This is a genomic window from Dietzia sp. DQ12-76 (assembly GCF_014145045.1).
Classification (GTDB): domain Bacteria; phylum Actinomycetota; class Actinomycetes; order Mycobacteriales; family Mycobacteriaceae; genus Dietzia.
Map to the genome: position 1 here is coordinate 1 of NZ_JAALDV010000052.1, position 17,847 is coordinate 17,847.

Annotated in this window: 29 protein-coding genes and 1 pseudogene; 13 read left to right on the forward strand and 17 right to left on the reverse strand. The window is 66.0% G+C overall.

Annotated features, from left to right (window positions below; genetic code table 11):
• The 9 genes and pseudogenes from G6019_RS02585 to G6019_RS02625 all read right to left on the reverse strand — a co-directional run.
• Positions 1-731, reverse strand: a pseudogene (locus G6019_RS02585) (hypothetical protein); the annotation flags it as partial.
• Positions 728-1,186 (reverse strand): NUMOD4 motif-containing HNH endonuclease, encoded by a 459-nt coding sequence (locus G6019_RS02590; RefSeq protein ID WP_182612119.1) that lies wholly within the window; start codon positions 1,184-1,186, stop codon positions 728-730. The gene G6019_RS02590 and the pseudogene G6019_RS02585, both read right to left, overlap by 4 nt.
• Positions 1,179-1,433 carry a hypothetical protein gene (locus G6019_RS02595; protein ID WP_182612118.1) on the reverse strand — a complete coding sequence of 85 codons (255 nt, stop codon included), beginning with the start codon at positions 1,431-1,433 and terminating at the stop codon, positions 1,179-1,181. Before G6019_RS02595 ends, G6019_RS02590 begins: the two co-directional genes overlap by 8 nt.
• Positions 1,430-2,224: a hypothetical protein gene (locus tag G6019_RS02600; RefSeq protein WP_182612117.1), complete on the reverse strand. Its 795-nt coding sequence runs from the start codon at positions 2,222-2,224 to the stop codon at positions 1,430-1,432. Before G6019_RS02600 ends, G6019_RS02595 begins: the two co-directional genes overlap by 4 nt.
• Positions 2,225-2,239: 15 nt before the next feature.
• Positions 2,240-2,431 carry a hypothetical protein gene (locus G6019_RS02605; protein WP_182612116.1) on the reverse strand — a complete coding sequence of 64 codons (192 nt, stop codon included), beginning with the start codon at positions 2,429-2,431 and terminating at the stop codon, positions 2,240-2,242.
• Entirely contained in the window at positions 2,425-2,634 is a 210-nt protein-coding gene (locus tag G6019_RS02610; protein WP_182612115.1) for a hypothetical protein, read from the reverse strand. The genes G6019_RS02605 and G6019_RS02610 overlap by 7 nt, the downstream gene beginning before the upstream one ends.
• Complete coding sequence (locus tag G6019_RS02615; RefSeq protein ID WP_182612114.1) at positions 2,622-2,879, reverse strand: hypothetical protein; 258 nt, start codon at positions 2,877-2,879, stop codon at positions 2,622-2,624. The genes G6019_RS02610 and G6019_RS02615 overlap by 13 nt, the downstream gene beginning before the upstream one ends.
• Complete coding sequence (locus G6019_RS02620) at positions 2,876-3,097, reverse strand: helix-turn-helix domain-containing protein (RefSeq protein ID WP_182612113.1); 222 nt, start codon at positions 3,095-3,097, stop codon at positions 2,876-2,878. Before G6019_RS02620 ends, G6019_RS02615 begins: the two co-directional genes overlap by 4 nt.
• Positions 3,098-3,374: 277 nt before the next feature.
• Positions 3,375-3,632 (reverse strand): XRE family transcriptional regulator, encoded by a 258-nt coding sequence (locus G6019_RS02625; protein ID WP_182612112.1) that lies wholly within the window; start codon positions 3,630-3,632, stop codon positions 3,375-3,377.
• A 277-nt stretch (positions 3,633-3,909) separates the two neighbouring features.
• Here G6019_RS02625 and G6019_RS02630 point away from each other — a divergent pair, with 277 nt between their 5' ends.
• From G6019_RS02630 to G6019_RS02685, 13 genes are all read left to right on the forward strand, one after another.
• Positions 3,910-4,560, forward strand: coding sequence for a helix-turn-helix domain-containing protein (locus G6019_RS02630; protein WP_182612111.1), 651 nt, complete (start codon positions 3,910-3,912; stop codon positions 4,558-4,560).
• 107 nt (positions 4,561-4,667) lie between these two features.
• Positions 4,668-5,651, forward strand: a complete 984-nt coding sequence (locus G6019_RS02635; protein WP_182612110.1) for a hypothetical protein — start codon at positions 4,668-4,670, stop codon at positions 5,649-5,651.
• 17 nt (positions 5,652-5,668) lie between these two features.
• Positions 5,669-6,262 carry a hypothetical protein gene (locus tag G6019_RS02640; protein WP_182612109.1) on the forward strand — a complete coding sequence of 198 codons (594 nt, stop codon included), beginning with the start codon at positions 5,669-5,671 and terminating at the stop codon, positions 6,260-6,262.
• 66 nt (positions 6,263-6,328) lie between these two features.
• Positions 6,329-6,754, forward strand: coding sequence for an ImmA/IrrE family metallo-endopeptidase (locus tag G6019_RS02645; protein WP_182612108.1), 426 nt, complete (start codon positions 6,329-6,331; stop codon positions 6,752-6,754).
• Complete coding sequence (locus G6019_RS02650; protein WP_309230131.1) at positions 6,751-6,993, forward strand: DUF3263 domain-containing protein; 243 nt, start codon at positions 6,751-6,753, stop codon at positions 6,991-6,993. Before G6019_RS02645 ends, G6019_RS02650 begins: the two co-directional genes overlap by 4 nt.
• Before the next feature lie 8 nt (positions 6,994-7,001).
• Positions 7,002-8,090 carry a tyrosine-type recombinase/integrase gene (locus tag G6019_RS02655; protein ID WP_182612107.1) on the forward strand — a complete coding sequence of 363 codons (1,089 nt, stop codon included), beginning with the start codon at positions 7,002-7,004 and terminating at the stop codon, positions 8,088-8,090.
• 488 nt (positions 8,091-8,578) lie between these two features.
• Complete coding sequence (locus G6019_RS02660; protein WP_182612801.1) at positions 8,579-9,271, forward strand: hypothetical protein; 693 nt, start codon at positions 8,579-8,581, stop codon at positions 9,269-9,271.
• 96 nt (positions 9,272-9,367) lie between these two features.
• Positions 9,368-9,490, forward strand: a complete 123-nt coding sequence (locus tag G6019_RS17570; RefSeq protein ID WP_255457999.1) for a hypothetical protein — start codon at positions 9,368-9,370, stop codon at positions 9,488-9,490.
• Between the two features lie 72 nt (positions 9,491-9,562).
• A complete protein-coding gene (locus G6019_RS02665; RefSeq protein WP_182612800.1) occupies positions 9,563-9,706 on the forward strand; it encodes a hypothetical protein in 144 nt (47 codons plus the stop codon).
• Entirely contained in the window at positions 9,703-9,942 is a 240-nt protein-coding gene (locus G6019_RS02670) for a helix-turn-helix transcriptional regulator (RefSeq protein ID WP_182612799.1), read from the forward strand. The genes G6019_RS02665 and G6019_RS02670 overlap by 4 nt, the downstream gene beginning before the upstream one ends.
• 290 nt (positions 9,943-10,232) lie before the next feature.
• Positions 10,233-10,613 (forward strand): hypothetical protein, encoded by a 381-nt coding sequence (locus G6019_RS02675; protein WP_182626990.1) that lies wholly within the window; start codon positions 10,233-10,235, stop codon positions 10,611-10,613.
• A gap of 225 nt (positions 10,614-10,838) precedes the next feature.
• Complete coding sequence (locus tag G6019_RS02680; RefSeq protein WP_182612797.1) at positions 10,839-11,507, forward strand: hypothetical protein; 669 nt, start codon at positions 10,839-10,841, stop codon at positions 11,505-11,507.
• A complete protein-coding gene (locus G6019_RS02685) occupies positions 11,491-12,591 on the forward strand; it encodes an XRE family transcriptional regulator (protein WP_182612796.1) in 1,101 nt (366 codons plus the stop codon). The genes G6019_RS02680 and G6019_RS02685 overlap by 17 nt, the downstream gene beginning before the upstream one ends.
• Positions 12,592-12,676: 85 nt before the next feature.
• On the opposite strand, the gene G6019_RS02690 is transcribed toward G6019_RS02685, so the two are convergent.
• The 8 genes from G6019_RS02690 to G6019_RS02720 all read right to left on the reverse strand — a co-directional run.
• Positions 12,677-13,036, reverse strand: coding sequence for a hypothetical protein (locus tag G6019_RS02690; RefSeq protein ID WP_182612795.1), 360 nt, complete (start codon positions 13,034-13,036; stop codon positions 12,677-12,679).
• Positions 13,015-13,431 (reverse strand): hypothetical protein, encoded by a 417-nt coding sequence (locus G6019_RS02695; RefSeq protein WP_182612794.1) that lies wholly within the window; start codon positions 13,429-13,431, stop codon positions 13,015-13,017. Before G6019_RS02695 ends, G6019_RS02690 begins: the two co-directional genes overlap by 22 nt.
• On the reverse strand, positions 13,431-13,670 hold the full coding sequence (locus G6019_RS02700) for a holin (RefSeq protein WP_182612793.1): 240 nt from the start codon (positions 13,668-13,670) through the stop codon (positions 13,431-13,433). Before G6019_RS02700 ends, G6019_RS02695 begins: the two co-directional genes overlap by 1 nt.
• A gap of 2 nt (positions 13,671-13,672) precedes the next feature.
• On the reverse strand, positions 13,673-14,464 hold the full coding sequence (locus G6019_RS02705; protein ID WP_182612792.1) for a peptidoglycan recognition protein family protein: 792 nt from the start codon (positions 14,462-14,464) through the stop codon (positions 13,673-13,675).
• A gap of 10 nt (positions 14,465-14,474) precedes the next feature.
• Positions 14,475-14,603 (reverse strand): hypothetical protein, encoded by a 129-nt coding sequence (locus G6019_RS17575; protein ID WP_255458000.1) that lies wholly within the window; start codon positions 14,601-14,603, stop codon positions 14,475-14,477.
• The gene (locus tag G6019_RS02710; protein WP_182612791.1) at positions 14,600-15,400 is read right to left on the reverse strand and encodes a hypothetical protein; all 801 of its coding nucleotides are present in this window, start codon (positions 15,398-15,400) and stop codon (positions 14,600-14,602) included. Before G6019_RS02710 ends, G6019_RS17575 begins: the two co-directional genes overlap by 4 nt.
• Before the next feature lie 72 nt (positions 15,401-15,472).
• Positions 15,473-16,702: a hypothetical protein gene (locus tag G6019_RS02715; RefSeq protein WP_182612790.1), complete on the reverse strand. Its 1,230-nt coding sequence runs from the start codon at positions 16,700-16,702 to the stop codon at positions 15,473-15,475.
• A 2-nt stretch (positions 16,703-16,704) separates the two neighbouring features.
• Positions 16,705-17,847 (reverse strand): hypothetical protein (locus G6019_RS02720; RefSeq protein ID WP_206681800.1); only part of this gene is annotated, 1,143 nt, incomplete at its 5' end.

Here is a 17,847-nt window from a genome sequence, read left to right on the forward strand (position 1 = left end):
ATCCCCGCGGACACGGCCTGCCCCGAACCCTCCTCGGCCGGAGCAGGAGCCTGAGACTTCGCCGACTCGACCGCGCGGGACGGCGCAGACCGGCGAGCCGTCTTACGCGCGGCCGGCGCCGACCGCTGCGCCGTCGCCTGAACGGGGGCGGGAGCGGGCTCGTCGAGATCCTCAAGATCCTCCGACAGGGCGAACCCGTTGAGCACCTCCGGGAACATGTAGCGACACATCCGCGACGACGCGCGGGCAACCAGCTTGTCGGCCGGGTACGAACCGAGGTCGATGCGGGCCTTCTTCGCCTGGTCCGCGGTGAAGGTGAACTGCTGCCACTCCTCGCCGCCCTTGCGGCGTGCACGGATGCGGCATCGGGTCTCGGTCGACTCCTCGATCACGTACTCGTGGCCGGACTCGATGATCCGGCGGCGCATGTACTCGGCGGCGAAGCCGATTTTGCCCTTGATGACGTGCATGTTGGCCAGGGCGTCGATGGGGGTGATGCCCATCTCGTAGCCCTTCATCATGGCGGCGGCCACGCTGTGGGGCTTGCCCTTCCAGGCGTCGGGGACGAAGTCGGTAGCGGCGAGCACTTCGGCGGCCTTCCAGGAGCCCTGGAACAGGTCGAACCACTCGCGCATGTGGTGACCGTGCTGCTCCCAGGGTGACGGTGCGGGGGCCTGCGTGGCGGCGGGAACGACCTCGAATGGGGAGGTGGTGTCGGGCAGGTTGTTCATGCTGATCTCCTTGCAGTGGTGCGTGCGTATGTACAGGCGCGGCAGTAGCGGGCGGATGGGCGAGCGGGAACGACGATGAGGTTCCAGCCCTGGTAGGGGTGCCCGGCGGGGCAGTGGGTCATGTTGACGTTGTGGTCGGTGCCGTGGCGCCGCTTGTCGTAGTTGTTCCCGGATCGGCTGTCCCATCGGAGGTTGGCCAGTCGGTTGTCGGACGGGTCGCCGTTGTTGTGGCAGCCGTCCGCGCCCTCAGGCGCCGGGCCAACGAACGCGGCCAGGACGGCGCGGTGAACGAGCACGGACTCGCGGACGCCGCCGACGCTGAGGGTGAGGGTCTGGTAGCCGTGCGACCCGGTGAAGGTGCGCATGAGGCCGTAGCGGAGGGATCGGACGCGCCCGTGGTCACTGACCTCGTACAGGCCCTCGTAGCCGGGGATACTCTTCCAGCGCTCACCCACGACAACCTCCGTGGTTGTGGTCGGTTTCGAGACGATTCTCGTGGGTGAGCGCCTGGTGGGCGATGGACAGCAGTTCGGCGAGTTCGTCGCGGCCGATCCGGTGGGCGGTGATGTAGAAGGTCAGCAGGTCGCGGTTCTCGCCGGTGAGCTCGACGGTCGTCATGAAGCCCGGCGGGATCGACTGGTTGTCCTCCACGCCGTGGGTGTGCATCGCCACCCCGGCGATCGGGCGCCGGTCGCCGGTCACGACGCGACCTGCATGGGCGGCTCGAGTGCGTCGAGGACGTACTCGCGGGAGTGGTCGGCGAAGTCGGCGACCTGCTGCACGTACCGGAACCGCAGGAACGTCGACTCGTCGGCGCGGACCGGGATCAGGTCGTAGCCGTCGGCGCGGACGTGGATCGCTGCGACCAGATCTACCGGGCGGGAGGCCTGCACGTTCTTCCCGTCGAGGGATCCCCACTGCTCGGCGAACCGGTAGGCGGACAGCTGCAGGGCGGTCTCGCCGAAGATCCCGGACCGGCTGGTCTTGATGTCCAGCAGAGCTCGGAGGCGAGTGTCCGGGTCTTCGGGGTTGACGATGGTGGCGTACAGGTCGGCGGTGCCCGCGTACCCGTACTTCGGGCTCATGACGACGAACTCGACGAGCTCTGCTTGCACGTCCCATTCGTCGAGGAACCGGACGTAGGAGTCGACGTGGCCGGCCAGTTCGTCAGGGACGGTGACTTCTTGACCGACGACGAGCTTCTCGGCGAGGGCGTGGACCTCGGTTCCGCGTTTGGCGGCGGCGTCGAGGTCGGCGTATCGGGCGCCTTTGAGCTTGTCGAGCCGCTTGGAGGGGGTGAGGTCGCCGAGCTCGTCCCAGTGGTCGACGGCGTATCCGGCGGTGGTGTTGGCGGCCCAGCCGACGAGGGCGGGCTTGGGGACGCCGTTGGACAGGATGGTGGTGACGCCGGGGACCTTCTGGCCGTTGGCGTCGCGGTAGCCGTGGCCGCGACCGTAGTTACGGCGGGTGAACGGCGCTACGAATGTGGGCATGGTGAAGTCCTCAGCTCAGGTGGTGGGGTGGTTGCGCAGGTAGTCGGCCTGCTCGATGGCGAGCTGGTCGTCGATGTGTTTGGCGGCGTCTTCGCGGGACCAGCCGCGAGAGGCCCAGTCGTCGTATAGCCATTCGCGCGCGGCGTCGAGCTCCTCGTCGGACAACTCCGGTTCTGTGGCGGCGCAGCGGTCGAGAGGATTCACCATGTCGGCGCCCCCATGAGGGCCAGGCCGAACCAGATGGCGGCGAACAGGGCCGCCCCGGCCACGCTGATGATGAGCGCCTGCCAGAATGCCCCGGCCAGGGCCTCACGCAGTGTGAACCCGAACGCGAGGCCGAACCCGGTGCTGAGTGCGAAGATCATGGCGAACGCGACGGCGAACCAGTAGAGGACGATCAGAATCCCCATGCCAGCCACCTCCCGAAGTCGCTGGCGACCGAGCCCCAGAGCACGAGAGCGAACAGCACGGTGACGATGGAGACTGGGCCGACGGCGTTCGCCCACCTCGCACGTGGACCGGTCGAGAAGGCGTGGTGCCTCTCGTTCAGGCGATCCATCCGGCCGCTGTTGCCGACGGCCATCGCTTCCCGGTCGCGGGCGTCCTCGAGAGCGGTGCCGGCGGGGTGACGGTGCATCGCCTCCTCACGCGTCATGACGACACCGCCATTGGCTGACCCGCCGCGACCCACGCGTCCAACGAGGACCGCGGAATCCGCCACGGCCCGCCCACCTTGTCCCGCGACGCCCGGATCACACCGAGCTCGCACAGCGAGGCGACCGTCTTCGGGTCGCGGCCCACCAGAGCGCCCGCCTCCTGTGAGGTGAGGACGAGCTTGAACGATGCCCGGGCGACGTCTACGCGGGTCGTCATGCTGGCACCGTCACAACGCTGGCGTTCCACACGACGGCGAGCGGCGCCTGACGAACCAGGTTGTGTCGGGCGGACGCCCGACACGTGCCCCAGAGCCGGCTCTTGCCCTCGCCGAATGGCTCGGGGGCGCGGGTAATGACGAACTCTCGAGGCGGGAGTGGTGAGCCGTCGGCGAGCTTGCCGCACGGGATTGCGGTTACGGTTGCGGTATCGTTCTTCACGACAGACCTCTTTCTGTTCATGGCCCCGACCGGATGCCCCCGGTGCGGGGCCGTTCTCATGCAGCGCGAGGACCGCGATGCGCGACAGTTCGCTTCGTAGTGCGAGACGAATTGGGCACGAAAAGGGTGCCCGGGAGGACGCTCAGCGCCTCCTCGATCAGTTCGCCGATCTGCTTCGTGCAAGTTGACCGCTCGCCCGTGACGAGCATGTGGATGAACTGCCGGCTGCAACCGCAGTAGCGGGCGAGCCGCGCCTGGGAGAAGTCGGCGTTCTCCATGTACCTGACGAGCAGGTCGGCATCTCGAACCTTCATCCAAACCCCTCGTGATCGGCTTCGACGCCTCATGGCGACAGACATAGATTCCTCCCGGTGCGCTTCGTTGTCAAGCGGTACGCAACAAAACGTAGCGCACTGCTTGACAAAGCGTCAAGCACTTACACCGCTGTAGTTCGGCACGTCGCAGGTCATAACTAGTGCGAACATGCGGTTAACTAGTTGACGCGCAATCGCGACACTTTTGCGTTCTGCGGTTGACGGGCCCGGCCAACTGCCATTGCCAGGCACACCACGAAAGCGAGACGGTCTAGCCGTGCATGAGTACAAGCGCTTCGTACAGGAGCAGATGGACGCAAGGGGCTGGCGCCAAGCCGACCTCGTCCGCGCCTCCGGCCTCAGCAGGGCTCTGGTATCCCGGATCCTCCGGGACGACCGGCCCCGGCTGGGCCAGATGCCGGACGAATCGACGATGGCCGGCATCGCCAAGGCGTTCAGTCTCCCCACTGAGACGGTGCGAACCGCGGCCGCTCGTGCACTCCGGGGCTACGCCGACGACGGCGAAGCCCTCACCGCCGACCTGAGCGCCGTCAGCATCGACGCGCTGCTAATGGAAATTCGCAGGAGAGTGCAGGGCAATGAAGACCAGGGCACGACGCACGCGCAGGGCGATACGCCGACTGATGCAGAGACTGGGACTCGCGGAACCCCCATGAAGGGCGCCGACGTCGCCTGGCTCGAGGATCACCGAGCCCCGGACGTCGACGACATGCTCGACCGCGTCACCACTGAAGCCCGCCGGCAAGACGAAGCGGACGAGGAACGGGACGAACCGCTGCCGTACGACCCCGAACAGCTGCACGCCGCACGCGACCTGCCCGGGCGCTCGAAGGGGCAGTGGCTTCGGGAGCAGCAAGACCGAGACGCCGAGGTGGGCGATGTCGATGGACCAGAGGAAGGTGCCTGATGCCAGGTTACGGATTTCGTCTCTTCGCGATGGATCTAGTGATCCGAGACGGGCGAACACCTCAGAAGTGGCCTGACACCAAAGTAGGTGGCCGAAAAGTCGACTTTGTGAGCGTTCTCAAAGATGTTCTCCAAGACGCGAAGGGGACAAAGGAGTTCGGGACACCACGTGCACCCGGGGAACCCCCGCTGACGGCTGCGGAGCGGCGCATCCGCCCGTGTTTCCGCGTTGAGAGCGTGTCTGAACTTGGCACCAACAACTTGATGCTCCAGGTTCGCTACGGGCGCCACAAGGACGAGGACTTGGGAGTGCCTTTGGGGGAGGACTCGACTGACGACACGCCCCTCGGCGACCTGGCCCCAACGCGCGCATACCGGGTCGTTATCCTGCCTCCGACTGCCGGTACGACGGGGCTGCTGGCCGTCGAGTCGATCGGCGGTGCATGCCCGACGATGTACGTCCTGAAGTGGATTCGTCGGTGGATGTACGACCGAGCACAAGCCACCCTGGGGCACGAGAACGAGTGGTACAAGCTACGCGCATTTGCGGCAGCCGACCATGACCGGCTGAAGAAGTATCTGAACCAGGCTGCCCTTGACCACGCAGTCTTGATTCGTCGGAGCGTCGCCGACTCGCGACTTAGGTCGGACGAGATCTTTAGGATCGAAGCTGGCATTTTCGACAACTCGGAAGCCGATTTGCGCGAGCTGGCCAAAGGGGTGCTCGTGAGGGAGTCAGACGAAGCCGAGGGCGAGCGTGATGATCTGCTCGACGACCCCAGCTTGGCGGACGAAGTAGGGCAGGCAATCGAGGAAGAGGACTCGATCGCAGCAGCGGATGCAACGTTCGCCAGTGCTATGGGGTCACTGCTTGGTGGCGGCCTGGGCGAGTTGACCTATGACGACGGATACCTCGTGCTCGACACCGACACGGGGAAAGAGGCAGTTAGCCCGTCCCGGCTTCCCGAGGTCTTCACCTATCCCGTTTCATCGGACCGGCCATCTGACGCTGGCCTGCGGGCGGAGATCAAGGTCAAGGCCCTCTCGATTCGTAAGGAGATCGGTGCAACAATCGATCTCAGTTCGTGGTAGCAGGGGAGGTGCGCGCGATGATGTCTAGATTCTCGGTCTCATCGTTGGTGGCTGCGCATTGGAAGGGGCTGACCCAGCCGTCGAACGGTGCACCTCCCAAGCCAGATTGGGTAGCACGGGGAGTCCTCTGCGTCGGTGCCTTCGTCGCGATGCTCGCAGGGTTTGTCACTCGGGCAGACCTGGGAGAACCTGCCTTAAGGCTAGCGGCGTTCGCGCTGCTGACCGGATCCCTACTTACTGTGTTCTCGCAGCTTGCCTCATTCCGGTTGAAGCTCACCGAGTGGTTCGACGCCGATGATCTCGGTCATCGCGTAGAGAAAGACATGGTCGACGAGTCAGTCGCCCATGTGCTCTTCGCCGCAGTCCTGTCCCTCCTGGCTGCCGGTGTAACCGCGGTGGGGGCACTGCTTCCGCAGTCTGAGGGGCTGTTCGGCGCCATCGCTGGTTCAGTGCTCGCTGGCGTCACGTTTGCCCTGGTGTACTACGTAGTCGGGTTAGTCGTAATCACTCTTCCGAGGTTGTACGCGGCCTACGTATCAGTGAACGATGTCGACAGATCCTTGAACGGCATTGTCAAGGACAATCGCTTGCGGCCGATGCGCAGAACCTAGGAACTACACGGGTGTAATCCCAGCTCAAGTGGGGTTCTTGTCGTACTTGCGTGGTCCTATCCCGTCATGCGTGAATACCGATACCACCCGTGGCGGGCCCTGCGGGGTCTGCCACATATCACCCTCAGGTGGTCCGCAGCCGTCGCGAGGGGAAGCATCGACGGCCACACGATCACCCTGCACCCACTGCTCACCCAGGCGGAGCGTCGGTCAACGCTGGCGCACGAGCTGGTGCACCTCGAGCGAGGGCCGGCCCCGCCCCACCTAGTTGCCCGGGAGGAGCAGCTTGTGGAGGAGATTGCCGCGCGCCGGCTCGTCGGTCTGGACGACCTCGCCGACGCAATTGTGTGGCACGACGGCCGCGCCCACGACTGCATGGCTGACGACCTCTGGGTGGACCGCGCCATCCTCGTCGCGCGGATCCGGGCCCTGCGTCCGGACGAGCGTGCCTACATTGAACAGATCGTCGCCCGACGGGAGGAGACCGCGTGACCGAGCTCGAGCACCAGATCATGCGGTTCGAGGGGCGCTGGTGGCGGCTGGCCGGGTCCAAGGATGCCGCGATCCGAGACGAGCTCGACCTCGCGCCTACGCGCTACTACCAACTGCTGCACCAGCTCGTGGGCCGGGATGACGTCCACGCCGCCTACCCGGTGCTGGTGAACCGTCTCCGCCGCCGCATGTCCCGCCGTCCGGCCCGGCCCGCGGTCGGCACCCTCGACCTCGCCTAAGGAGCCACATGGCGAACGTCACCGCCTACGACACCGCCTCCGGGCGCCGCTACAGGGTCCGCTACCGGCGACCCGACGGCCGGCAGACCGACAAACGCGGCTTCGCCACGAAGAAGGCCGCCGAACTGTGGGCGTCCCAGAACACCGTCGACCTCGCCACCGGCGCCTGGTTGTCCCCGGAGGCGGGGAAGACGCCCCTGGGGGCTGTGGCGGACGCGTGGCTGGCATCCAAGACCCGGGTGACCCCGAAGACCCGCGCGGGCTACACCACCACAGTGAAGCTGCACCTGGCGCCGCTGCGGGACCTGCCCGTCGCGAAGCTCACACCGGCCGTCATTCAGGACTGGGTCGACAACTTCGACGGGTCACCGAAGACGGTGCGCAATGCGGCGTCGATCCTTCACTCGATCATGGGTCGCGCGGTCCGCGATCGGCTCGTTCAGGCCAATCCGTGCGACGGAATCGAGCTGCCGAAGGTGTCGGAGGGCGAGCGCCGCTACCTCACCGCGGCGCAGGTGGAATCCCTCGCGCAGGTATCGAAGCGGCCGACGCTCGTGAACACCCTCGCCTACACAGGGATGCGGTGGGGTGAGATCGCCGCCTTGCAGGTGGCGGACGTGGACCCGAAGGCCCGCCGCGTGTACGTGCGGAGGTCAGTGACCGAGGTGTCAGGGACTCTGCACTGGGGTGAGACGAAGGGCCGGAAGGTGCGGAAGATCCCGGTGTCGCCGTTCCTCGCGGACCAGCTGCGGTTCGCGATCAAGGATAAGGGCCCCGACGAGTTGGTGTTCACCGCGGCGCGTGGGGGAGTGCTGCGCTACCGCAATGCCCGCCGGTGGTGGGACGCGGCCGTCGCCAAAGCCGATGTTCCCGACGGGCTCACCCCGCACGAACTGCGGCACACCTGCGCCTCCCTGGCGATCCGAGCCGGAGCGAACATCAAGGTGCTCCAGGAGATGCTCGGCCACGAGTCCGCCGCGCTCACACTCGACCGATACGGGCACCTCTACGACGATGACCTCGACGCGATCGCCGACGCCCTGGAGGGACTGCGCTCACGGGAATGTGGGCAAAATGTGGGCACGGCGACCGGTTGAGTGCCGGTCGCCGTGCCAAAAACACGCCCTGACCTGGGCGCCCCCGAGAGGATTCGAACCCCTGACCAGCCGGGTAGAAACCTGTTTTGGCCGGGTCCTGACCTGCATCGGAGAGGTTCTACCTGCGGTTTCGCTCGGCGCGGTGGGGGCTGCTGGGGTGTTAGTGGCCGCGAAGTGTGGGCAAAATGTGGGCAAGGAGTGTCGCACACGCGTTCTACCCTGCTGGGGTGCGCTGGACCGAGGATGCCCCGACCCACTGCCCTAACGGGCACCCCCTCGGGCCAGACCGGGTCCTGGTCGGCTGGATCACCGCCCGCGCCGGCACCCTCGAGGGCGGCACTCGGATGCACGAGTGCCGGGAGTGCGGTGCGGTCATGCGATGGACGCCCCGCTGCCGGTGGATGTGACGACGAATCGGCCCGGTCAACTCGAAGTGTCAGTCGTGCACACCTGATATAAGTTGATCTCCATCAACGGAAAGTCGACCAATGCACACTTTCGAGTTCGGCAAATCCACCGTCGTCGTCGACCCGGGCGCTCGCACGATCACGTTCAACCACAGCGAATTCGGGCCTCGGAAAGCGAATTCCCCCTGGGTCGTTCCGACCGGAGCCATCGAGAGCGTGGAGCACAAAAAGAAGGCGTTCATGTCGCCCGCGGGCGTGCGCCTGATGTTGAAGGATCGGTCCGGCTACCACCCGGTATGGACCGACGATATGTCAGCCGTCGTCGGCAAGCGGCATCCCGACGAGCTGGCGCAACTCGCTGAGCTCGCCGAGCAGATGGCGGCGGCCGACCAGTCAGCTGCAAGCCCGGAACTGCGGGTCCCACTCAACGGTCAGTTCATGTCGGTGCCGGGGATCCTCGACGTCTTCGGTGACATAGTTCTCGACGAACACGCGATCTATTTCCAGGGCCGTGCCTGTCGACTCGAGGGGTCACACGCTGAACTGGTCGACGCGAACGCGGCGCGATCGCGGGTGACTGCGACCCGTGTGGCCGCTGGCGCGGTGATCGCCGGCCCGGTGGGGGCCCTGGTGGGTGGCATGGCGAAGAAGAAGACCGGTGAGGTCTATGTGATGGTGACTGCGTCTGATGGGCGGGTGCTTTCGGCATCTGGGAAGGGCTCCGATCTGGCGAAGGCCGCCGAGATCGTGGCGAAGATCAACGCTCGGTCCTGACTCTCCATTGTCGCGAAAACTTCCATTGTTCGAGCGTTGCCCATGCAGCGCAGATGTTGTATGATTGAGGTACAACAGAACAGAGGAGGTGATCGAATGGACTGGGAGAAGGTCCTCGCCATGATCGGAGCGGCACTCTACGCCGCAAGCCGAGAGGGGCGCGCCTGGTACGAACTGCTCCACAAGGAGCCGGACAAGCCAGACGAGATCGACCAGTGATCCCCCGGCCTGCTCGAACCAGGCCGGGGGACACCCCCCATTCTAGAACCTCCCTACTTGGAAGGAGAGGCCATGAATCGAACCGTGATCGACCTGGCGGTCTACACCGGGCTCGCGGGACTGCTGCTGTGGGTGGGCGCCCCCCTGTGGGCGCTGGCTATCCCCGGGGTCGCGGCCGCCTCGGTGTTCGCACGGTCGGCGGCTCGGCGGGCATGAGGGTTGTCGTCACCGACGCCGACACGGGCGACGAGTTGTGGACCGCGACCCAGTGCGCTGAGCACTGCGGCATTTCGCCCGCGACGTGGCGCGGCTACGTCTCCCAGGGGCGGACGCCGGGCTCGCTGGCCGCGTTCGAGCGGTCCCCCCTCTGGCGCGCCGACGACATCCGCGACTGGCACGCGGCGCGGCCCGGCTCGCCAGTGTCGAACGCGCCGACCAGTAAGGCGAAATGACGAAGGCTGCCCCCGTCGCATGAGGCGGGGCCAGCCTTCGCCTAGGGCGTGCTACGAGGCCCAACTTGGACGGTCTGACAGTTCATGGTATATACCCTTACCTGCTGTTATCTGATGCGTGCCATACTGATATAAACGTCTTTCCACCGAAAGAGAGGCGCAATTTGACCCCGAGCGACAGTATGGACAGCTCTTCCGGGCCGGGCACGCCGGCCAACTCCGAAGCAGCCCCACCAGTTGTGGCGAGGGGGGAAGGCCTCAGGTGGGCCCTGTTCGGACTCGGAGCGCTGATGGCGGTTGGCGCGGCCAGCAACTACGCCAACTCCGGTCTTTACCCAGATCCCAAGACTGAGACGGTTAGCGAGGTGTCGGCGACCGGAACCGAAGCTCCCCCCTTCCTCATTGCTCAGCAAGTCGCGGAGGCCGAATCCAAGACCCAACTCCGCCTCGACACCAAAGACATCGCAGTGCACGTCCTGGACTATCCGCTGGACGCCCGCCCGGCACCCGACCGCTCCGAGATGAGGATCGTCGCTCAATGCGAGACCCCGATCGGTAGTTACCTGACCGTTGGAGTCATTACCGACGAGGAGTACCTAGCGAATTCCTACGGCGAGATCGGCACGACGATCGTCAACAACCGGCTTGCCGACTACCTCGAGTGCCCGTAGCAAGAGCGACGGAGAAGGCGGGCGTCTCGCCGCCCGGCTCACTGGTGACAAATCCGTCGACCAGCAAGGTGAAACGACGAAGCCGCCCCCTGGGCGTGGTGGGTCGACTTTGAGTGGCGGCCCGCGGAGGCTGGTCGACGTTCGGAACAGTCTCCATCCAGGCGTTAGCTAACGTCTTGTATCTGTGCTACTAATATAAGCAACCGCCGCCGAGGAGCTAATAATATGAGCACGGATGCAATACGTGAGCTGGTCGCCACCCAGCTCGGACTCATCACCGTCCCACTCTACGAGACGGTGTCTGTCGGCGTTGCCGCTGCGAGTGCCCGGCTGCGCGGCTTCCCGAACGTCGCAGACTATCCCTACTTGCTACCGACGCTCGCCCGAGCAGAGATGAACAGTCGACTTCGGGAGCAAGCGCCTGAAGGTTGGAAACTCGGGGGGAACCCCCGGCAGATGGGTAACACCACCCTCATCTCGGACAGGCACAACATCGAGCTTCGATTACTTAAGGAGCATGCGCGTTTTCATCCCGGTGGCATCCCTCCTGCCGGCTTAGGTCGGGCTCGGCAGGACTGGTGGGATGGCCCCGAGATGGCGTTGATGTCTGCGCGGGACTTGCTACCAGACACCTATGACCCCAAGACTGGAATCAGGTTGCTCTGGTTGTGGGATAGGGCCGTAGAGGACGACGGCGAGCGCATCTCAGTGCGTGTGGTTCACACAGTAGGTGCAGGACGCTTCGGTAGAGCGGTCCCTATCGATTACAGCTTTGAGGTCCGTCCGGGCGGCGAGATGTTCTCGCGCTTGCACTTCGCGGGCGAGAAGCAGAACGAGCTGTTTTTCCCGAACATCAATCAGAAGGACAACGACACCGATGGACTTGCTCAGTGACCAGGTGCAGGGTCACCGGATTGTCACCCTGAGGGAGTTGGAAGGTCTCACCCAGGTCGAACTAGCTCAGATGCTAGGGGTATCCCAAGGTTTCGTTTCGCAGTTCGAAAAGGGCGTCCGTCCGGTGCCGAACGAAGTTGCCGAGCGCGCTGCAGAAGTCTTCGAACTCCCGATTGAGTTCTTCCACGTCCCAACCATTCCCGCTGCGGTCGGAGTAGCTACTTTCCGTAAAAACTCCGCCGCAACTGTGAGGGACGAGAAACGGATCCTTGCCTTGCACGGGGAAGCATCAAGGTTGTTCGCCGTAGCATCTGAGCAGTCTGGCTACCACACCGCCGACTTAGACGATGCCATAGTCGACGATGTTGAAGAGACTGCAGGCAACCTTCGCTCAATCCTTGGTCTGGGTGCGGATGCCCCGATTCTTAACGTCACTCGTGCACTCGAGCGGCTGGGGGTGGGCGTCGTGGCTAGCCTCGACCCCGGCGGGGTGTCCAGTGATCATTCGGGCGTGTCCCGCCCGTCGCGGTCAGCGAATAGGCCTCTAGTGGCTGTCGCAGCCGACCAGCCGGGCGACCGATTCCGGTTCACACTCGCTCACGAGCTGGCGCACCTGCTGTACGACAGGGACCGGACCGCCCCGGTCGGTGGGGTTAGGTCCCCCGTTGAGAAGAGGGCGCACGGTTTTGCCGGGGCCCTCATGCTCCCCGCGTCGGCGATGAAGGACCGAGTGGGGGAGTCGCTAACACTCCACGGCTACTTGCGGGTCAAGGCTGAGTTTGGCGCAAGTGTTGGTGCAATCACATACCGTGCCCGTAGCTTGCGTCTCATTTCCGAACAGCGATACCGAAGCCTGCAAATCCAGCTCTCATCTCAGGGTTGGAGGAAGAATGAACCTGTGGAGGTTGCTGCCGAAGAACCAATACTCCTCGCGCAGGCTGTCGAACACGGCATATCGCCGGACCCGGCCGTAGTTTCATCATCCGTCGGTCTCAGCCGGACATTGGTGGAGAGATGGACAGGGCTCAAGTCTGTGAACATGGAGACTCTGGGCGATGTGATACCACTCCGTCGACAAAAGTAGAAGCTCGGGCACAAACCTTTACCCCGCGAAATGATGAAGCCGCCCCCACTGTGAGGTGGGCGCGGCTTCATTGCGCGGGGAGAGCTCAGAGCAGGTCCCGCAGCTCATCCGGGACCTGCGGTGGGGACCCGGACCTGCCTGAGCGTTCCCATGAGATCCAGTCCCGCAGCGTGGCCACGGCCCGGTCCAGGAGCCGGGAGATGCGGCGGTTGTCGTCCTGCACCTGCTTGATCGTGGTGTCCTGCGTCGCCGAATGGGCGATCGCTGTGTTCAGTCGGGCGTCGAGGGAGTCGATCTGCGACTGCTGGGTCTCGGTGATGTGCCTCCACTGCGCCAGGTGCGTCTCCTCCCGCTTGGACTGGCGAGTCCACCACCCGCCCAGGGCGCCCGCGATGGCGGCGATCAACGCGATGAGCAGGCTCGTCATCCATCCGTCTCCGAGCATCGGGCCTCCTCGTACGCTCGAACGTGGTTCACCATCCAGGGCACAACCAGCCACGACAACAGCCCGTGGCCGTAGGAGATCGCGGAGACGTACCCGCGGTCGTTGTCACCGCTGGCCCAGGCGATGAGGAACGAGGCGATCCACACGACGTTGACGGCGATCATCACCGCGGACGCGGCGACGAGGACGCGCGGGCACCGCACCGCCACGATCGCGAGGACGCCACCGGCGATCCACACCCACCCCCACAACGTCAGGGACAGCAGCGCATCGGCTGCGTCGAGCCCGGTCGGCGCCGAGTCGACCCGGAAGTAGGACTGGCCTCGAGCGATCGCCAGGGCGCCGAGCAGGAGGAGAGCGAACGCCGCGAACCCCGCCTTCGGGTGCCGGCGCATCAGCCAGCGCGGTGTCGGCCGACGTACTCGAGCGCGGACGCCGACTCGTGATCGCCCCGCCCGGATGAGGCGATCGACGTCAGCAGCGACAGCGCGGTGGCGGTCGCGGTGATCCCAAGCCCGGCGGTCCAGTCGACCTCCCAGATTGGCACCCCGACGACGAGGACACCGCCGGCGGTCTGTGCGGCGGTCTTGACGGCACGCTCAGCGGCGTCCTTCCAGAACGTGGCAGTCCACATGGCTACTTCCGTCCCTTCGCGGTGTCGTAGGTGTTGGGAATCCCGACTTCCTCGGCGATCGCGGCCACCGTGTCGTTCAGGGTGCGCTTGCCGTTCTGGTCCCAACCGGTGAACTCCTGCACGCCGTTGTGGCGCGGTCCTGCGATCTGGTCGAGCACCAGGTTGAGAAGCTGCTTGTTCTCGTCGAGCTTCCGCTCGATCCGGTCAGCCTGTTCCTTGGTCACTTCGGTCTCCTTCGGTGTGGGGGGCGGCACCGGGACGGGCGACGGAACGGCCGTGCCCATCTGGTCGTACCAATAGCGGGCGCGGTCCATGAACCGCGCGTAGTCGACACCGCCCGGGGCGAGCCGGTACGGGCATGAGGTCGATGTGAACTCGCGGTGCCAACGCACGTTGAGTCCGTCGACTGGTCTGCCGAGCGTGAAGAATCGGCAGATCGAGGCGGTCAGCCGGGCCGCGTTTTCGACCGCGCGCGGGTCGATGGGCCAGCCGGGAGCGCCGCCGGAGTTGGAGACCTCGATGCCGATGGAGGTCTCGTTAATGAACGTGTTGGCGGCGTGCCACGCGGTGTCCCGGTCCCAGACGAGCTGCCCGATCCAGCCGTTGGACTCGACCTGGTAGTGCGCCGAGGCGACGCGCTGCAGCCACACGTTGTAGATCTGATCGACGGTCAGGACCCCGGCGTTGTGGTGGATCACCACCTTGTCGATCCGACGGCCGTTGCGGCCCGGGGTGAAGCGGTTGTTCGGGACGATCTTCACCACGTTGGGTTCGAGCGTTGCCCAGTTCTTCATGCTGGCCTCCTCAGAGGAGTTGGTGGTTGTCGCCGCAGCGGCAGTGGGCGTAGACGCCCACCGGGGCGTCGTAGGGGCGGCCGACGGTGAACAGGTGGGCGCGCGCGAGGTGCCACACGACCCACGCGAGGGTTCTCATGTCGACTGGGGGTGGGTGATCTTCCAGGCAATGGAGTCGGCCAGGCGGTGGGCCAGCGACCGACGGTCCTCACGCCCGGTGTCCGGGTCGATGGTGACAAACTCGCGGGTGTAGACCGCGGTGTGACCGTCGCCAAGGTACGAGCGTGCTTCGGCGATGGACCTGTCGATCCGGCCACCCAGGCCGGCGAACCACTCGTGAGGGGGCAGCCCGAGGAACGGGATCAGCTGCAGCCGGCCGCGGCGGGCCTTGTCGAGGAACGTGCGGATGAGCCCGCCCGGCACGGCGTCGGCGGCCGCGGTGAGATACCGCAACAGCGAGTCCCACGCGGCACGGCAGATCGGGTCGCCGGGGTGACCGCACCAGAACGTGCGGTCCATCAGCGGAGTCGGGAGGCTACCCATCACGCCCCACCCGGCGCCGTTGGGGACGCCGTGCTGCTGCCGGTCGTGCGGCTGCCACGGATCGGCGAGCAGTCCGACGGCGGCGATGCGGTGGTGCAGCTCCGGGTGGGAGTCCAGGAACTCCCGGACCGGGCGGCAGCCGGCAGAGAACCCGAGCAGGATGAACCGGTGGCCCGGTGGGGCGGTGCGGATCCGGTGCGCGAGCCGGATGACGGCGTTGTGGGAGGCGGCGGGCCACGGGGTGCTTCCGCCGGCACCCATGACGGAGGCGGCCCAGTTCTGCCACTCGACCGCGCACGAGAGTTTCGCGGCCAGCTGCTCGGCGACTGGGTCGATGACCCGACTGGTGCGGCCCTCCGTCCCGGCGCCATCGAGCACGATGGTGTTCAGCATGGATCCTCCTGAAATGCGGAAACCCCCGCGGGGTGCGGGGGTCTTCGTGCGGCGCCCTGGGGCGGGCGTTGCCTACGCTTCGACGACGGACCAGATGCCTGTAGTGATGTCGCGGAACGATGCGGTGCCCGATTCGGAGCGAGCCTCGAAAGAAATCTCGTCGTACTTGTTCACGGTGAACGTCGCGGTCACGCTGCTCCCGTCGGTAACCGACCGGGCCATCTCCACGCCGTTCCGACAGACGCGGATGAAGCGGTTCGACGCTGAGGTGGCCTGCGCCCAGGAGTACCCGGTGACGGACGCAGTGACGGTGCCGGACTCGTGCATAATCCGGGTGCTCATCCGGGCCCACACGTTCTGCGTGATCCGGTACGGCGCGACCGGCCCCGAGGACTGGGGCGAGTACTTCGACTCGATGGCCCGGTAGTACCCGTCGTCGATCCACCGAACCCCGGCAGAGGTGTTGTTGGTGGTCTCGTAAATGACCTCGGTGCCCTGCGGAACGAACGCCCTGTTCTGCACCTGCATGGTGCTCACACCGCCGTCCGGGTAGTAGACCACCCACCACCCGCCGATACGGATCGCAACCCGCTGCGATGAGTACGCGCCACGCCACTGCACGAGGGTGGACAGGTCGACCACCATGTCCCGGGTCGCGACGAACGAGCCGTGAGTGGTCCACGCGTTCGACCCCGCAGGCTGTAGCGGGAAGGGGTTCTGATTGATCACGTACCGGGGCGGGTCCCAGTCCCAGTCGCCCCCGGCGCTGAGCCGGGTGATGGTTCCGCCGTCCTGCGCGATCAGGTAGATCTTGCCCTCGATCTCGGCCGTCTCGTCGATCGTGGCGAGCAGTACCCCGTCGACGGTGAACAGGAGGTCGTCGCCGGAGCGTTCGAGCCGGAGTCTCGAGGTCGGCCCGAGGGTGACGTACTCGATCGTGTAGATGCCCCCGAAGTAGAGGACCATCGCCTCGCCGTGTCCGTAGACGACGGTCCCGATCATCCCCGCCGGGGTGGAGATGGCCAGCGCCGCCGCTGTCGAGGTCATGGTGTCGGACCACGCCACGTCGAGTTCGAGAACGAAGTCGGGGGGCAGTTCGGGGCCGATGAGGTACCCGTTGGTCACACCGGGCGGGGTGAACGTGCCCTCGGTCCAGCGGGGATCGACGGTCGTGAAGTCGTCGACCCACGCCCAGTCGCCGCCCGCCGACCACACCTCGACGCCGTTGCGCATGACCCGCTGGATCGCGTGCCCGTTGCGGTGGATCGCAACGGGCGGGTCGGATGGACGGAGCAGGGCCACGGTCACTCCCAGATGTAGTACGAACGGTCGGGGTCGATGTCCGGCAGGTTGTCGTAGTCCTCCTGGGTGCCGTCCCAGCCGCGCGGCTCAAGGCCGTCGAGTTCGTCGCGCAGTGCGGGCGAGAGCTTGTCTCGGATCACCGCGTTGTTGGCGATCTTTGTATGGTTGATCGCGCTGTTCTGGATCTTCTGGCTACTCACGCTGAGCCCGCCGAGCTTGTCGGTGGTCACCGCGCCGTCTGCTATCTCCGCGGTGCCGACACTGCCCGGCCCACCGAGCGCCCCGATCGCGGCTCGCGCCTCCGCTGCGGTCGCGGCCCGGTTGAGGGCCTGCCCGATCGCGGTGATCGCCGTCGAGTAGGTGCCGGTCGCCCACCGCTGGATCGCGCCCTTTAGCCCGGACGCGGATACCACCCGCGCCGTGGTCGCGCTCCCGGTGGTCGCCTCGGACTCCGACATCACCGTGTAGGGGGTCACCCAGTTGCCCAGACCGTTCATGAACGTCGAGGCCGACCGGGTGCCACTCGACCCCAGCTGAGTCATATCGGTGTGGTTGTGAGTCTCAGGCGGGAACGTCGACGGTCTGCCTGTCACGTCGCCCCACGTGACGTTCGCGGTGCCTGATTCGCCGGGTTCGCCGCGCGCGGCGAGGATCGCCCACGTCGCGCCGGCCGACGGGGTGACGCCAGAAGAGGGTTGGAGCGCCCTCCACGACCCGCCCTGGTACGTCACCACGTCCTGCGGGGCGTACGCGGTCCCCGACGCCCACGTCCCACGCCATGTCAGCCCATTGGCGACGGCGATGTCTCGCGCAGCTTCCGCCTGATCGCGGTAGTCGCGGGTGGTGTTCGTGAAGTCGGCCGACACCCCGGCGTAGTGCTGGCTCTCGGCCGCGTGTGCGCCAGCGTCGGCCGAGTGTTGACCCGCCTGATTGCGGAACCCCTCGGTCGCGTCCCGAATCTGCTCGACCTGGACGCGCTCGGCGATGGTGTCGTCCTTCGCACCGATCGCCGCGTTGCGGGCAGATACCGCCTCCCACCGCTCGTCGACTGCCGCCCACCGCTCGACCCCGGCCTGCCCTGCATGCTCGCCCGCCAGGGTCGCCGCCGCCTGCGATGCCGCACGTTCCACGCCCGCGGCGCCCGC

Coding starts and splice junctions, on each gene's coding strand:
- G6019_RS02600 (WP_182612117.1), bottom strand. CDS start 2,224: ATGCCCACATTCGTAGCGCCGTTCACCCGCCGTAACTACGGTCGCGGC.
- G6019_RS02605 (WP_182612116.1), bottom strand. CDS start 2,431: ATGGTGAATCCTCTCGACCGCTGCGCCGCCACAGAACCGGAGTTGTCC.
- G6019_RS02610 (WP_182612115.1), bottom strand. CDS start 2,634: ATGGGGATTCTGATCGTCCTCTACTGGTTCGCCGTCGCGTTCGCCATG.
- G6019_RS02615 (WP_182612114.1), bottom strand. CDS start 2,879: ATGACGCGTGAGGAGGCGATGCACCGTCACCCCGCCGGCACCGCTCTC.
- G6019_RS02620 (WP_182612113.1), bottom strand. CDS start 3,097: ATGACGACCCGCGTAGACGTCGCCCGGGCATCGTTCAAGCTCGTCCTC.
- G6019_RS02625 (WP_182612112.1), bottom strand. CDS start 3,632: ATGAAGGTTCGAGATGCCGACCTGCTCGTCAGGTACATGGAGAACGCC.
- G6019_RS02640 (WP_182612109.1), top strand. CDS start 5,669: ATGATGTCTAGATTCTCGGTCTCATCGTTGGTGGCTGCGCATTGGAAG.
- G6019_RS02645 (WP_182612108.1), top strand. CDS start 6,329: ATGCGTGAATACCGATACCACCCGTGGCGGGCCCTGCGGGGTCTGCCA.
- G6019_RS02655 (WP_182612107.1), top strand. CDS start 7,002: ATGGCGAACGTCACCGCCTACGACACCGCCTCCGGGCGCCGCTACAGG.
- G6019_RS02660 (WP_182612801.1), top strand. CDS start 8,579: ATGCACACTTTCGAGTTCGGCAAATCCACCGTCGTCGTCGACCCGGGC.
- G6019_RS17570 (WP_255457999.1), top strand. CDS start 9,368: ATGGACTGGGAGAAGGTCCTCGCCATGATCGGAGCGGCACTCTACGCC.
- G6019_RS02665 (WP_182612800.1), top strand. CDS start 9,563: ATGAATCGAACCGTGATCGACCTGGCGGTCTACACCGGGCTCGCGGGA.
- G6019_RS02670 (WP_182612799.1), top strand. CDS start 9,703: ATGAGGGTTGTCGTCACCGACGCCGACACGGGCGACGAGTTGTGGACC.
- G6019_RS02675 (WP_182626990.1), top strand. CDS start 10,233: ATGGCGGTTGGCGCGGCCAGCAACTACGCCAACTCCGGTCTTTACCCA.
- G6019_RS02680 (WP_182612797.1), top strand. CDS start 10,839: ATGAGCACGGATGCAATACGTGAGCTGGTCGCCACCCAGCTCGGACTC.
- G6019_RS02685 (WP_182612796.1), top strand. CDS start 11,491: ATGGACTTGCTCAGTGACCAGGTGCAGGGTCACCGGATTGTCACCCTG.
- G6019_RS02690 (WP_182612795.1), bottom strand. CDS start 13,036: ATGCTCGGAGACGGATGGATGACGAGCCTGCTCATCGCGTTGATCGCC.
- G6019_RS02695 (WP_182612794.1), bottom strand. CDS start 13,431: ATGCGCCGGCACCCGAAGGCGGGGTTCGCGGCGTTCGCTCTCCTCCTG.
- G6019_RS02700 (WP_182612793.1), bottom strand. CDS start 13,670: ATGTGGACTGCCACGTTCTGGAAGGACGCCGCTGAGCGTGCCGTCAAG.
- G6019_RS02705 (WP_182612792.1), bottom strand. CDS start 14,464: ATGAAGAACTGGGCAACGCTCGAACCCAACGTGGTGAAGATCGTCCCG.
- G6019_RS17575 (WP_255458000.1), bottom strand. CDS start 14,603: ATGAGAACCCTCGCGTGGGTCGTGTGGCACCTCGCGCGCGCCCACCTG.
- G6019_RS02710 (WP_182612791.1), bottom strand. CDS start 15,400: ATGCTGAACACCATCGTGCTCGATGGCGCCGGGACGGAGGGCCGCACC.